General features: G+C 65.5%; 11 protein-coding genes and 1 riboswitch. All 11 genes read right to left on the reverse strand.

Going from position 1 to position 13,713, the window contains the following annotated elements:
* Positions 1–23 precede the first annotated feature (23 nt).
* Complete coding sequence (metH, locus tag AC07PV_RS09705; protein WP_492244773.1) at positions 24–2,738, reverse strand: methionine synthase; 2,715 nt, start codon at positions 2,736–2,738, stop codon at positions 24–26.
* A 51-nt stretch (positions 2,739–2,789) separates the two neighbouring features.
* Positions 2,790–2,896, reverse strand: a riboswitch (S-adenosyl-L-homocysteine riboswitch).
* A gap of 29 nt (positions 2,897–2,925) precedes the next feature.
* Positions 2,926–4,629, reverse strand: a complete 1,704-nt coding sequence (locus AC07PV_RS09710) for an IPTL-CTERM sorting domain-containing protein (protein WP_494630095.1) — start codon at positions 4,627–4,629, stop codon at positions 2,926–2,928.
* Between the two features lie 123 nt (positions 4,630–4,752).
* Complete coding sequence (locus tag AC07PV_RS09715; RefSeq protein WP_494630096.1) at positions 4,753–5,466, reverse strand: hypothetical protein; 714 nt, start codon at positions 5,464–5,466, stop codon at positions 4,753–4,755.
* A 146-nt stretch (positions 5,467–5,612) separates the two neighbouring features.
* Entirely contained in the window at positions 5,613–6,653 is a 1,041-nt protein-coding gene (locus tag AC07PV_RS09720) for an aliphatic amidase (protein WP_494630097.1), read from the reverse strand.
* Positions 6,654–6,668: 15 nt separating this feature from the next.
* A complete protein-coding gene (locus AC07PV_RS09725; protein ID WP_057228095.1) occupies positions 6,669–7,013 on the reverse strand; it encodes an FmdB family zinc ribbon protein in 345 nt (114 codons plus the stop codon).
* 33 nt (positions 7,014–7,046) lie between these two features.
* Positions 7,047–8,273: a formamidase gene (fmdA, locus tag AC07PV_RS09730; protein ID WP_494630099.1), complete on the reverse strand. Its 1,227-nt coding sequence runs from the start codon at positions 8,271–8,273 to the stop codon at positions 7,047–7,049.
* A gap of 206 nt (positions 8,274–8,479) precedes the next feature.
* Complete coding sequence (gene urtE / locus AC07PV_RS09735) at positions 8,480–9,169, reverse strand: urea ABC transporter ATP-binding subunit UrtE (RefSeq protein WP_492808234.1); 690 nt, start codon at positions 9,167–9,169, stop codon at positions 8,480–8,482.
* A gap of 39 nt (positions 9,170–9,208) precedes the next feature.
* The gene (urtD, locus tag AC07PV_RS09740) at positions 9,209–9,952 is read right to left on the reverse strand and encodes an urea ABC transporter ATP-binding protein UrtD (RefSeq protein ID WP_121507918.1); all 744 of its coding nucleotides are present in this window, start codon (positions 9,950–9,952) and stop codon (positions 9,209–9,211) included.
* Positions 9,953–9,971: 19 nt separating this feature from the next.
* Complete coding sequence (gene urtC / locus AC07PV_RS09745) at positions 9,972–11,183, reverse strand: urea ABC transporter permease subunit UrtC (protein WP_369641064.1); 1,212 nt, start codon at positions 11,181–11,183, stop codon at positions 9,972–9,974.
* A gap of 46 nt (positions 11,184–11,229) precedes the next feature.
* Positions 11,230–12,144, reverse strand: coding sequence for an urea ABC transporter permease subunit UrtB (urtB, locus tag AC07PV_RS09750; protein WP_494630100.1), 915 nt, complete (start codon positions 12,142–12,144; stop codon positions 11,230–11,232).
* Between the two features lie 161 nt (positions 12,145–12,305).
* A complete protein-coding gene (urtA, locus tag AC07PV_RS09755) occupies positions 12,306–13,571 on the reverse strand; it encodes an urea ABC transporter substrate-binding protein (RefSeq protein ID WP_218296552.1) in 1,266 nt (421 codons plus the stop codon).
* Positions 13,572–13,713: the final 142 nt, after the last annotated feature.

Raw genomic sequence — 13,713 nt, forward strand, 5'->3', positions numbered from 1 at the left:
CAGATGCTATAAAATCAATAGCATCACAGATTCGGCGCCAGCAACCGCTCCAGCACCTTCTCATCCATCCTGCGGCGCTGCGCCATGTCGTGCAACTGGTCTTCACCGATCTTGCCGACGTTGAAGTACACGGCATCCGGATGACCGATGTAGAAGCCGCTCACGCTGGCCGCCGGCATCATGGCCAGGCTTTCGGTGAGGGTCATGCCGATGTCTTCGCACTGCAGCACACGGAACAGCTCGCTCTTGGCGCTGTGGTCGGGGCAGGCGGGGTAGCCGGGCGCGGGGCGGATGCCGCGGTACTTCTCGGCGATCATGTCGTCGTTGCTCAGCGCCTCGCCGGCGGCATAGCCCCACAGGTCGGTGCGCACGCGGTGGTGCAGGGCTTCGGCAAAGGCTTCGGCCAGGCGGTCGGCCAGGCTCTTGAACAGGATGGCGGAGTAGTCGTCCAGCGCGTCGATGAAGGCCTTTTCCTTCTTCTCGATCCCCAGGCCCGCCGTCACGGCGAACATGCCGGCGTAGTCGGCAATGCCGCTTTCCTTGGGCGCCACGAAGTCGGCCAGGCAGCGGCTGGGGCGGGTCACGCCGTCGATGGTGTGCTTTTCCGCTTGCTGGCGCAGGCCGTACCAGGTCATGGCGACCTCGGTGCGGGTGTCGTCGGTGTAGAACTCGATGTCGTCGTCGTTCACGCTGTTGGCGGGCAGCAGCGCCATCACGCCGCTGGCCGTGAGCCACCGGCCTTCGATGATTTTTTTCAGCATGGCCTGGCCATCGGCAAACACCCGCGTGGCCTCCACGCCCACCACCTCATCGGTGAGGATGGCGGGGTACGGGCCGGCCAGGTCCCAGGTCTGGAAGAACGGGCCCCAGTCGATGTACCTGGCCAGCTCGGCCAGGTCGAAGTTCTTGAACACGCGGCGGCCCAGCGCACGTGGCACGGCGGGCTGGTAGGCGGACCAGTCCACGGGTGTCTTGTTCGCGCGGATCTTGGCCAGGGGCCACAGGGGCGTGGCCTTCTTGTTGGCGTGCTGGATGCGCACCTTGTCGTAGTCGGCATTCAGCTCGTCCACGTAGTTCTGCACGCCGTCGCCCAGCAGGCTCTGCGCCACGCTGACGCTGCGCGAGGCATCGGGAACGTAGACCACGGGGCCTTCGTAGTGCGGCGCGATCTTCACGGCGGTGTGCACGCGGCTGGTGGTGGCGCCGCCGATGAGCAGCGGGATCTTCTTGATGCGGAAGTGCTCGTCCTTCTGCATCTCGCCCGCGACGTACTGCATTTCTTCCAGGCTGGGGGTGATCAGGCCCGACAGGCCCACGATGTCGGCGCCCTCGACCTTGGCGCGCGCCAGGATCTCGTGGCAGGGCACCATCACGCCCATGTTCACCACCTCGAAGTTGTTGCACTGGAGCACGACGGTGACGATGTTCTTGCCGATGTCGTGCACGTCGCCCTTGACGGTGGCGATGACGATCTTGCCCTTGCTGCGCACGTCGCGCCCGGCCAGTTCGTCCTGGCGCTTTTCTTCCTCGATGTACGGAATCAGGTGGGCCACGGCGGACTTCATCACGCGCGCGCTTTTCACCACCTGGGGCAGGAACATCTTGCCAGCGCCGAACAAATCGCCCACCACGTTCATGCCGTCCATGAGCGGGCCCTCGATCACGTGCAGCGGACGGCCGCCCCTGGCCAGGATCTCGCGGTAGGCCTCTTCGGTGTCCTCGGTGATGAAGTCGGTGATGCCGTGCACCAGCGCATGCGACAGGCGCTCGCCCACGGTCTTGGGGTGCTCGGGCGTGCCGCGCCATTCGAGTTTCTTGCTCTCGTCCTTGGCGCCGCTCTTGGCGGTTTCGGCGATCTCGACCAGGCGCTCGCCGGCGTCGGGGCGGCGGTTGAGCACCACGTCTTCCACGCGCTCGCGCAGCACGGGCTCCAGGTCGTCGTACACACCCACCATGCCGGCATTGACGATGCCCATGTCCATGCCCGCCTTGATGGCGTGGTACAGGAACACGGTGTGGATGGCCTCGCGCACGGGGTCGTTGCCCCGGAAGCTGAACGACACGTTCGACACGCCGCCCGAGACCTTGGCGCCCGGCAGGTTCTGCTTGATCCAGCGCACGGCCTCGATGAAATCGACGGCGTAGTTGTTGTGCTCTTCGATGCCGGTGGCCACGGCGAAGATGTTGGGGTCGAAGATGATGTCTTCGGGCGGGAAACCCACTTCATCGACCAGGATGCGGTAGGCGCGTTCACAGATTTCGATCTTGCGTTCGTAGGTGTCGGCCTGGCCTTTTTCGTCAAACGCCATGACCACCGCAGCGGCGCCGTAGCGGCGCACCAGGCGCGCCTCGTGCTTGAACTTGTCCACGCCCTCCTTCATGGAGATGGAGTTGACGATGCCCTTGCCCTGCACGCAACGCAGGCCGGCTTCGATCACCTCCCACTTGGAGCTGTCCACCATGATGGGCACGCGCGCGATGTCGGGCTCGGACGCGATGAGCTGCAGAAAGCGCACCATGGCGGCCTTGCTGTCGAGCATGGCCTCGTCCATGTTGATGTCGATGACCTGGGCGCCGTTCTCCACCTGCTGGCGCGCCACGGCCAGGGCCTCTTCGTACTGGCCGTTCAAAATCATGCGCGCGAACGCCTTGGAGCCGGTGACGTTGGTGCGCTCGCCGATGTTGACGAACAGCGTGCCCTCGCCAATGGAGACAGGCTCCAGGCCGGACAACTTCATGGGGGGGACGGACAAATCTGACATAAGGCTCACCTGCGCGGCACAAGGGGGTTCAGGTGAGCGTCGTTGTCAATGTACTGAGGGATGCGCGGCCCAAGCCTGACGAGCCGCCATGCCCCACCAGGGCACGGCAAGCCGCTGCAACGCTCCTTGGACCAGGGGCCGATTGTAGTTGGCCCGCCCGCGGTCAGCGCATCTGCCGGCGCTGGCCCAGCGCGACCAGCAGCACCAGGCCGGCGAGCAGCCACAGCGCCCATTCCGACAGGGACGGAATCGCGCTCGGGGCCGCCGCGATGGTGTCGGTGTCGGTGGCGCTGTTGTTGCCGGGGTTGGGGTCGGTCACGCCACCTGGGGCCGCGACGGTCGCGGTGTTGACCAGTGTCCCCGTCGCCGACGCGCCCACCGTGGCGCTGACGGTGTAGGTCACCGATCCGCCCGCGGGCAGGTTGACGGTGTCGTTGATGCTGCCACTGCCCGCCGCCGTGCAGGTGCCGCCGCCCGCGCCCACGCAGGTCCAGGTGCCGGTCAGCACCGCGGGCAGGGTGTCCGCCACCGTTGCCCCAGCGACGCCGGAGGGCCCGGCATTGCTCGCGGTGATGGTGTAGGTCACCGAGCCGCCCGGGGTGGCCGTGGTCACGCCGTCCGTCTTGGTGATGGCCAGATCCGCCTGCGGCGTGACGGTGTCGGTGTCGGTGGCGCTGTTGTTGGCCGGGTTGGGGTCGGTCACCCCGCCCGGCGCCGTCACCGTCGCCGTGTTGACCAGCGTTCCCGTGGCCGCCGCACTCACCGTCGCGCTGACGGTGTAGGTCACCGAGCCGCCCGCGGGCAGGTTGACGGTGTCGCTGATATTGCCGCTGCCCGCCGCCGTGCAGGTGCCTCCGCCCGCGCCGACGCAGGTCCAGGTGCCCGTGAGGGCGGCGGGGAAGGTGTCCACCACGCCCGCGCCTGCGGCGTTCGATGGGCCGGCGTTGCTGGCGGTGATGGTGTAGGTGACCGAGCCGCCCGGAACGGCCGTGGTCACACCATCCGTCTTGGTGATGGCCAGGTCGGCTTGCGACGCGAGGGTGTCGGTGTCGGTGGCGCTGTTGTTGGCGGGGTTGGGATCGGTCACCCCGCCCGGCGCTGTCACCGTCGCCGTGTTGACCAGCGTTCCGGTCGCCGAACCGCTGATCGTGGCGCTCACCGTGTAGGTGACCGATCCCCCCGCGGGCAGGTTGACGATGTCGTTGATGTTGCCGCTGCCCGCCGCCGTGCAGGTGCCTCCGCCCGCGCCGACGCAGGTCCAGGTGCCGGTGAGCGCGGCAGGGAAGGTATCGAGCACCGCGGCCCCCGACGCATTGGACGGCCCCGCGTTGCTGGCGGTGATGGTGTACGTCACCGATCCGCCCGGAACGGCCGTGGTCACGCCATCGGTCTTGGTGATGGACAGATCCGCCTGTGGCGTGAGCGTGTCGGAGTCGGTGGCGCTGTTGTTGGCTGGGTTGGGGTCGTTCACGGCAGACGTCACCGTCGCGGTGTTGGTCAGCGTGCCCGTCGCAGACGCATTGATCGCGGCGCTCACTGTGTAAGTCACCGAGCCGCCCGCGGGCAGATTGACGCCATCGTTGATGTTGCCGCTGCCCGCCGCCGTGCAGGTGCCGCCGCCCGCGCCCACGCAGGTCCAGGTGCCGGTGAGCACGGCCGGAAAAGTGTCCGCCACCGTGGCACCGACGGCGGGGTCCGGCCCTGCATTGCTGGCGGTGATGGTGTAGGTCACCGATCCGCCCGGCGTGGCCGTGGTCACTCCATCGGTCTTTGTGATGGAAAGGTCCGCGTCTTGGGCATGCGCTGCGGTCGCGGCCACCATGGCCAACAAGAACGCAGTGAGCCACAGCAATGCACGTTGGCGCATGGTGAAGTCCCGATTTGGAGTGGAAGGGTGGCCAAAGTGTAACGCCACGTTTCCATCTGGAACGTTCATGCGCGTCGGCGCGCGCTGACGGCGCGTCCCGCGCTGGACGCGGTCGAATCGCCCTTAACGCACCGGCAGAAACTGCAGGAAAGTCCCGCCCACGATACCCTGCACGTAGCTGATGGCAGCGCGGCGGTACTTTTCGGTGGTCAGGGCGGCCAGCAGGTCGAGCCGCGCGATGACCTTGCCGAACTCGCGCTCGAAGCTCAGGTTGCGGCCCTGGGGCCCGATTTCGTCGGCCAGCAGCAGCGGCTGGCCCTGGGCATTGCGGCGCTGGGCCAGCAGCCACACGGCGCTTTCCACATTGCGCGCGGCGTTGTAGAGGTGCTGGGCATCCACACCGTCGAGCAAGAAGAACTCGGTCTTGCCGCCATGGGCCGTGATGATCATGTCGGCCGTCGCATGGATGAACGCCGCCACGCGGTCTCCCGCAAACTCCGGCGCCAGCGCAAAGCCCATCGCGGCGATGTCACGGCGCCCCTGCAGTGGCGCCCAGGGCTGGCGCTGCAGGATGGCCGTGCGCACCTGCTCGGCGGCGTGCTCTCGGCTGGTGGTGCTGGTCTTGCGCCATTCGGCGGGGTTGCGGCGGTAGAGCTTGTCCATGAGGCGGAACAAGCCCTCCAGGTTCTCCTGCATGGCCAGCGTGGCCAGGCGGTTCATGTCGGACTGGGCCAGCTCACCGGGCGCGGCGGATGCGCCCTTGACCTCGCCGCGCTGCGTGGGCGCGTTGCCCGCGCAGCCCCCGAGCACGGCGCACAGCAGCGCACAGGACGACATCCACAGGATAGAAAAGAACGGCCCACGCATGGGGGCCGATTATCGGGCGCAGTGCGGGCCTCGCACAGGCGGTTGACACTGTTTGAAGATCTCAGGCCGCTGCAAGCATCGAACGGGCGAACCCGCGCCACACTCCCCGTTTGGCGTCAGCTGCGGCCTGCGCTGTCAGGGTTGGGGATGCCCTCCATCGGGCATTCCTCGGTGCCTACCATGGGCCGCGTGATGGCTTCCACGGCCTTGCGGGTGCCTTCGGGGTCATTCACCCAGCGGGTGTAGAAGTCATACGGGCAGGCGGCCACGCCCTGGTCCCCGTCGCGGGAGTTGATCATGCCGGTGTAGCCCCGGTGCAGCAGCTTGAAGAGGTGGTTTTCGGACTGCCCGTTCCTGCGGAAGTCGCGGATCAGGCTTTTTGACAACGCTGCGTACTGCACCCCGTATTCCTCCTCGCCGCATTCACCGAGCGTTCGGCCATCAAAGCCAATCAGCGCGCTGTGGCCAAAGTAGCTGTACACGCCGTCGAACCCGGCGGCATTGGCCACGGCCACGTAGGTGTTGTTGGCAAAGGCCATGGCCTTGCTCATCAGAATCTGTTGCTCCTTGGCGGGGTACATGTAGCCCTGGCACCGCACGATGAGCTCAGCGCCCTTCATGGCGCAGTCGCGCCAGATCTCGGGGTAGTTGCCGTCGTCGCAGATGATGAGGCTGATCTTCAGGCCCTTGGGGCCTTCGCTCACGTACGTGGTGTCCCCCGGGTACCAGCCTTCGATGGGGGTCCAGGGCATGATCTTGCGGTACTTCTGCACGATCTCGCCCTGGTCGTTCATCAGGATCAAGGTGTTGTACGGCACCTTGTGCGGGTGCTCCTCATGGCGCTCGCCGGTGAGCGAGAAGACGCCCCACACCTTGGCCTTGCGGCAGGCGGCGGCGAAGATCTCGGTCTCCTCGCCGGGGATGGTGGCCGCCGTGTCCATCATCTCCTGGGCGTCGTACATGATGCCGTGGGTGCTGTACTCCGGGAAGATCACCAGGTCCATCCCGGGCAGGCCGGTCTTCATGCCCACCAGCATGTCCGCGATCTTGCGCGCGTTGTCCAGCACTTCGGCCTTGCTGTGCAGGCGTGGCATCTTGTAGTTGACCACCGCCACGCCGACGGTGTCCTTGCTGCTGGAGATATCGCCGTGAATCATGGTGAAGCACCCCTATCAATGAGAAATCATCCAGGGCCGTTTGCTGGGAAACGCCTTGGCGCCGCTGGGCGCCGTCACCGTGGCCTTGCGGCTTTGCGATGACGAACAGCAACCACAGCCTGCAGGGTGCTTGAGGCGGGCGTAGTCGCCCGAGCGCTGCGGCTCGTGCCGCGCGCGCTCGTTGGTGGCGATGGCGCTGCGCGCCGACGCACTCATGAGCGCCAGGCGCGGTGCGGTGGCAAACACGCGCGGCGATGCGGCGCCGCAGTCCGGGCAGGCGGCGGGTTCGTTGCGGTCGGCCAGCAGGCGGAAGGCATCAAAACCGCCACACTGGGCACAGGCGTAGTCGTAGGTGGGCATGGCGGGTTCTTTCTGACGAAGGCGCCCCGTGGGTCAGGCCAGATCGGGCGACAGCGGCATGGCCACCGAGCCATCCAGGTGCTGGACCGGCCCTGCGGCGCTGGGGTTGATGTCAAAGTCAAAGATCTGCGTGGGCAGCCACAGCGTGGCGCAGGCGTTGGGCACATCCACCACGCCGCTGATGTGGCCCTGCACGGGCGCCGTGCCCAGGATGGAATACGCCTGCGCGCCCGAGTAGCCGAACTTCTTGAGGTACTCGATGGCGTTCAGGCAGGCCTGGCGGTAGGCCACGTTCACATCCAGGTAGTACTGCTTGCCGCTTTCGTCCACGCTGATGCCCTCGAAGATCAGGTAGTCGTTGTAGGTGGGCGTGATGGGGCTGGGCTTGAAGATGGGGTTCTTGATGCCGTACTTGGCCATGCCGCCCTTGATGAGCGTGACCTTCATGTGCACCCAGCCCGCCATCTCGATGGCGCCGCAGAAGGTGATCTCGCCATCGCCCTGGCTGAAGTGCAAGTCGCCCACCGACAGCCCGGCACCGTCCACATACACCGGGAAGAACACCTTGGCGCCGCGCGACAAGTCCTTGATGTCGCAGTTGCCACCATGCTCGCGCGGGGGCACCGTGCGGGCGCCTTCGGCAGCCGCCTTGGCCTTGGCATCGCCCGTGAGGCGACCCATGTGCGCGGTGCCCGCCGAGGGTGGGTTGGCCAGCCCGGCCGTGGGGTCCGAGTGGATCAGGGTCTGCTCACGGGCGTTCCACTGTTCCAGCATCTTGCGGTCGGGCAGGCATCCGATCAGGCCGGGGTGGATGAGGCCGGCGTACTTCACACCTGGCACATGGCGCGAACTGGTGAACATGCCATGAAAGTCCCAGATGGACTTTTGCGCCTGGGGAAAGTGCTCGGTCAGAAAGCCGCCGCCATTTTTCTTGCTGAAGAAACCGTTGAAGCCCCACAGGCTGTCCTGCTTGGCGCCAATGTCCAGCAGGTCCACCACCAGCAGGTCGCCCGGCTCGGCGCCCTTCACGCCCACGGGGCCGCTGAGGTAGTGCACCGTGGTCAGGTCGATGTCGCGCACGTCGTCGGCGCTGTCATTGTTCTTGATGAAACCGCCGGTCCAGTCGAACGTCTCCAGCACGAACTCATCGCCAGGGTTGACCCAGCAGGCCATGGGGATGTCGGGGTGCCAGCGGTTGTGGATGTTCTCGTTCTCGGTGGGCGACTTGCTCAGATCGACCTTGATCAGGGTTTCAGCCATGGCGTGCTCCTTGGAAGGGTGGGTGGACAGAGGAAAAAGTGGGGGAAGAGAGTCCAGGGCATGCACGGCAAGCGCCCTGCGAAACTGTCACGGCGAAGGCCAGTGCCCCCGCGCAAGGGCCGCCCCGCCGCGCTGGGGGCGTTCCCCTCCTGCAGCGCGCAGCGATGCGAGAGAGGGGGAAGGCGCGAAGCGACACAGGGGGTGCCTCATACAGACAAATAAGCCTTGATGCGCTGCTGGTCGGTGTCAGCGCGTGCCGTCTCATGCACCAGGCGGCCGCCCTCGATGACGAACAGCCGGTCGGCCACGTCCATCGCGAATGACAGCACCTGCTCGCTCACCACGATGGTGATCTGGCGCAGCTTGCGGATCTCGTTGAGCGCCTTGGCGATGTCCTTGATGATCGAGGGCTGGATGCCCTCGGTGGGCTCGTCGAGCAGCAGCACCTTGGGGTCGGTGACCAGCGCTCGCGCAATGGCCAGCTGCTGCTGCTGCCCGCCCGACAGGTTGCCGCCCTTGCGGCGGCGCATGTCCCACAGCACGGGGAACAGCGCGTAGATGTCTTCGGGAATCTGCCGCGTCTTGGAGTTTTCCAGCCCGGTCTCGATGTTCTCTTGCACCGTGAGGGTCGGGAAAATCATGCGGCCTTGCGGCACGTAGGCGATGCCCTTGGCCACGCGGCGAAAGCTCTCGTCCTTCGTCACGTCCTGGCCTGCCACGGTGATCTGGCCGCTCTTGACGGGCATCACGCCCATGAGGCTTTTGAACAGCGTGGTCTTGCCCATGCCGTTGCGGCCCATGATGGCCACGGTTTCGTTCTCCCGGCCCTCGAACGAGATGCCGTGCAGTGCCTCGCTCTGGCCGTAGGCCACAAACAGATCTTTGACTTCCAGCATGCTGCGCTCCTGTGGGGGTTCGGTGGGCGGGTGGCGAAGTCAATGACCGAGGTACACGTCGATGACCTTGGGGTCCGCCTGCACCTTCTCCATGGGGCCTTCGGCCAGGATCTTTCCCTGGTGCATCACGGTGACCTTGTGGGCAATGCGCTTGACGAACTCCATGTCGTGCTCAATGACGATCACCGCGCGGTTCTTGCAGATGCGCTGCAGCAGCTCGGCCGTCAGCTCACGCTCGCGGGCGCTCATGCCAGCGATGGGCTCGTCCAGCATCAGCAGCTCGGGCTCCTGCATCAGCAGCATGCCGATCTCCAGCCACTGCTTTTGCCCGTGGCTGAGCAGGCCCGCCTCGGTGTCGAGCTTGTCCCCCAGGCCGATGTCCTCGGCCACCACCTGCACACGCGCCTTGACTTCGTCGGTGCACTTGAACGCCAGCGCGCCCAGCACCGAGCGGCCCGCGGGGTAGGACACCTCCAGGTTCTGGAAGACCGACAGGTTCTCGTAGATGGAGGGGGTCTGGAACTTGCGTCCGATGCCCAGCCGCACGCGCTTGTGCTCGGCCATGCGGGTGAGTTCTTCGTTCTTGAACTTGATGCTGCCGCCGGTTGCGCGGGTCTTGCCGCAGATCAGGTCCAGCAGCGTGGTCTTGCCCGCGCCGTTGGGGCCGATGATCACGCGCAGCTCGTTCTTGTCGATGTACAGCGTGAGGTCGTCGATGGCCTTGAAGCCGTCGAACGACACGGTCAGGTCTTCAATGGCCAGCGCGAAGTCGGTGTTGCTCATGAGGAGTGCTCCGGTGGTTTCAGACGCCCTGGCGGCTCACGCCATCAGGCAGCGTGGCAGACGGTACGGGCGACGATGCCGCCGCTGGCCCAGCATCGGCGGGTGGGCGGACTGCGGGTGCCCGGCCTTGGGCGGACGCCTGGCGCAACGCTTCGCGGCGGCCCTTCCACCAGGGCACCACATGGCTCTCCCACAGGCCCGCCAGGCCCATGGGGAAGGCCATGGTCACGCCGATGAAAAGCCCGGCCATGAGGAACAGCCACAACTCGGGAAAGCTCTCCGAGAAATACGTCTTGCCCGCGTTCACCAGCAAGGTGCCATACACGGCACCCACCAGGCTCATGCGCCCGCCCACGGCGGCGTAGATCACCATTTCAATGGACGGCACGATGCCCACGAAGCTGGGCGACATGAAGCCCACCTGCAGCGAGAACATCGCCCCACCGATGCCCGACAGCGCGGCGGCCAGGCAGAAGGTGAAGACCTTGAAATTGGCCACGTCGTAGCCCGAAAAGCGCACGCGGTCTTCCTTGTCGCGCATGGCCAGCAGCAGCGTGCCCACCTTGCCGGTCTGTATCCAGCGGCACAGGACGATGGAGCCGATGAGCAGCGCCACGCACACGTAGTACAGGATGTACTTGGCGCTGTCGGTGCGCGTGTCCCAGCCCCACAGGGTCTTGAGGTCCGTCATGCCGTTCACGCCCCCGGTGTAGCCCTGCTGGCCGATGATGAGCACGGTCAGGATCAGCGCCACGGCCTGCGTGATGATGGCAAAGTACACGCCGCCCACGCGGCGCTTGAACATCGCGAAGCTGATGACCCAGGCCAGCACCGTGGGCACCACGATGACCGCTGCCAGCGCAAACGGCAGGCTCTTGAAGGGAATCCAGAAGCTGGGCAGCTCGGTGATCTGGTTCCAGTCCATGAAGTCCGGGATGCCGGGCGTGGACTGGATCTTGGTGCTGATGGGGTCCGACGCCTCGAGCTTGAGGAACATGGCCATGGCATAGCCCCCCAGGCCAAAGAACACGCCCTGCCCCAGGCTGAGCACGCCGCCGTAGCCCCACACCATCACGAGGCCGATGGCGACGAACGCATAGGTGAGGTACTTGCCCACCAGGTTCAGCCGAAAGATGTCGAGTGCCAGCGGCAGCACCACGGCCAGCAGCACGGTGAGCAGTACCAGGCTGGCGAGCTGGTAGCGCAGGATCCAGGCTTTGAGGGCGTTCATGCGGAGACTCCGGTGGGCTCGAAGGAAATGGACAGTTGAGCGAATTTCATCGGCGAACTTTGGAGGCGAACAAACCCTGCGGCCGCACCATCAGGATCAGCACGATCAGCGACAGCGTGATCATCTTGGCCATGGAGCCCGCCATGAAGAACTCGGTGATGGACTGCGTCTGCGCAATGCCGAAGGCCGACACCACGGTGCCCAGCAGGCTGGCGGCGCCGCCAAACGTCACCACCAGGAAGGCGTCCACGATGTAGAGCGAGCCCGATGTGGGGCCGGTGGAGCCGATGGTGGTGAACGCTGCGCCCGCCACGCCGGCAATGCCGCAGCCGATGGCGAACGTGAGGCGGTCGGTCTTCTGGGTGTCGATGCCAATGGCGTTGGCCATGACGCGGTTGCTCACCGTGGCGCGCACCCGCAGGCCCCAGCGGCTTCGGTGCAGGGCGAGCAGCACGCCGCCCGTGACCACCGCCGTCAGCGCCAGCACGAACAGGCCATTGATCGGGATGTCCAGCCCCTCGGCGGGCGCCCAGGAGCCCAGCAGCCAGTCGGGCAAGGTCGGGCTGACCTCCTTGGGGCCAATGAAGGTGCGAAACGATTGCTGCAGGGCCAGGCTGATGCCCCAGGTGGCCAGCAGCGTGTCGAGCGGGCGCTTGTACAGGTGGCGGATCAGCCCCCATTCCACCAGCCAGCCCGCCGCAAACGCGAAGCCGAACGCCGCCACGATCGCCAGCGGAAAGTAATACGGAATCATCTGCGGCGCATGGTTGGCCGCCAGCGTGGATCCAAGGTAGATGGTGTAGGCGCCAATGGTCATGAACTCGCCATGGGCCATGTTGATCACGCCCATCTGCCCGAAGATGATGGCCAGGCCCAGCCCCATGAGCAGCAGCACGGCAAAAAGGCTCAGGCCCGCAAAGCCCTGCATGAGGCCGATGTTGAGCATTTCTGAGAAGGTCATGGGTGCTGCTCCTGAGCGCAAACGGGTCGGTACGAAGAACGGGGCACGCAAAGGCACGGCCCAAGCCAGGGACGCCGAGCAAGGGCCGCCCCGCAGCGAGGGCGTCGTCCCCCTCCCGCGCAGCGAGAGAGGGGGAAGGCGCGAAGCGCCTCAGGGGGTGTTTATTGATACCCTTTGGGGAACGGATCCGGCTTGATCAGCGCGGGCGACTCGGACACCACCTTGAACGACGCGTCCGGCATGCCCATGGCGATGCGCGACTTGCTCCACAGGTGGTGGTTGGCGTCCACCTTCACATAGCCCTCCGGCGCGGTGGTCAGTTCAATGCCGGGCGATGCGGCCACCACCTTGTCCACGTCAAAGCTCTTGGCTTTTTCGACCGCCGCCTTCCACAGCCAGGGGCCCAGGTAACCCGCCTGGGTCACGTCGCCAATCACGGCCTCCTTGCCGTACTTGGCCTTGAAGGCGGTCACAAACTTCTTGTTGTTTTCGTTGTCGAGCGACTGGAAGTACTTCATCGACGAATAGAAGCCCGCGAAGTTTTCGCCGCCCACCCCGGTCATTTCGTCCTCGGTGACCGACAACGTGACGAGCAGCTGCTTGTCGCCCGTGATGCCCGCGGCCTTGAGCGCCTTGTAGAACGCCACGTTGGAGCCACCCACCACCGCCACAAACAGGCAGTCGGGCTTTTGCACCTTGATCTTGTTCATGAGCGAGCCGAAGTTGGTGCTGCCCAGCGGGTAGTACTCCTCGCCCACGACCTTGCCCTTCTGGAAGTTCTCGATGTGCTTGCGCGCAATCTTCATGGAGGTGCGGGGCCAGATGTAGTCGGAGCCAATCAGGAAGAAGCTCTTGGCCTTCTTCTCGGTCTTGGCCCATTCCAGGCTGTACAGGATCTGCTGCGTGGCTTCCTGGCCGGTGTAGATCACATTCTTGGACTGCTCCAGGCCTTCATAGAACGTGGGGTAGTAGAGCAGGCCGTTTTCCTTTTCGAACACCGGCAGCACGGCCTTGCGCGAGGCACTGGTCCAGCAGCCAAACACGGCGGCGCAGCGGTCGTTGATGAGCAGCTTCTTGGACTTCTCGGCAAACGTGGGCCAGTCGGAGGCGCCGTCTTCCTTGATCACCTTGATCTTGCGGCCCAGCACACCGCCCATGGCGTTGATCTGGTCAATGGCCAGCTGCTCGGCCTGGATGGAGCCCGTTTCGGAAATCGCCATGGTGCCGGTGGCCGAGTGCAGCTGGCCCACGGTGACTTCGGTGTCGGTGATGGCCAGCTTGGTGGTGTTGACCTGCGCCGTGGGCTGGCCAAAAGACCAGGCGGGCAGGCCCGCTACCGACGCGGCGCCCAGCGCCTGCAGGATGCGACGGCGGCCGGGTTCGGCCTGGACGGAGTCACTGAAGCGGGGGTCGGAGGGGTGGCTCATGAAGGCGCTCCTTGCGGGATCGGTGTGAATGAATGAAGGAAGGAAGGGACGGGACCAAAGCGGTTTGTTTGCGCTGTGGAATGAAGGTTAGGGACAACCCTTGCATGCGCCCATACGTCAATTAACGTAGGGCTGCCTACGC

This window comes from Acidovorax sp. GW821-FHT09A11 (assembly GCF_059418365.1).

Coding starts and splice junctions, on each gene's coding strand:
- metH (WP_492244773.1), bottom strand. CDS start 2,738: ATGAAGTTGTCCGGCCTGGAGCCTGTCTCCATTGGCGAGGGCACGCTG.
- AC07PV_RS09710 (WP_494630095.1), bottom strand. CDS start 4,629: ATGCGCCAACGTGCATTGCTGTGGCTCACTGCGTTCTTGTTGGCCATG.
- AC07PV_RS09715 (WP_494630096.1), bottom strand. CDS start 5,466: ATGTCGTCCTGTGCGCTGCTGTGCGCCGTGCTCGGGGGCTGCGCGGGC.
- AC07PV_RS09720 (WP_494630097.1), bottom strand. CDS start 6,653: ATGATTCACGGCGATATCTCCAGCAGCAAGGACACCGTCGGCGTGGCG.
- AC07PV_RS09725 (WP_057228095.1), bottom strand. CDS start 7,013: ATGCCCACCTACGACTACGCCTGTGCCCAGTGTGGCGGTTTTGATGCC.
- fmdA (WP_494630099.1), bottom strand. CDS start 8,273: ATGGCTGAAACCCTGATCAAGGTCGATCTGAGCAAGTCGCCCACCGAG.
- urtE (WP_492808234.1), bottom strand. CDS start 9,169: ATGCTGGAAGTCAAAGATCTGTTTGTGGCCTACGGCCAGAGCGAGGCA.
- urtD (WP_121507918.1), bottom strand. CDS start 9,952: ATGAGCAACACCGACTTCGCGCTGGCCATTGAAGACCTGACCGTGTCG.
- urtC (WP_369641064.1), bottom strand. CDS start 11,183: ATGAACGCCCTCAAAGCCTGGATCCTGCGCTACCAGCTCGCCAGCCTG.
- urtB (WP_494630100.1), bottom strand. CDS start 12,144: ATGACCTTCTCAGAAATGCTCAACATCGGCCTCATGCAGGGCTTTGCG.
- urtA (WP_218296552.1), bottom strand. CDS start 13,571: ATGAGCCACCCCTCCGACCCCCGCTTCAGTGACTCCGTCCAGGCCGAA.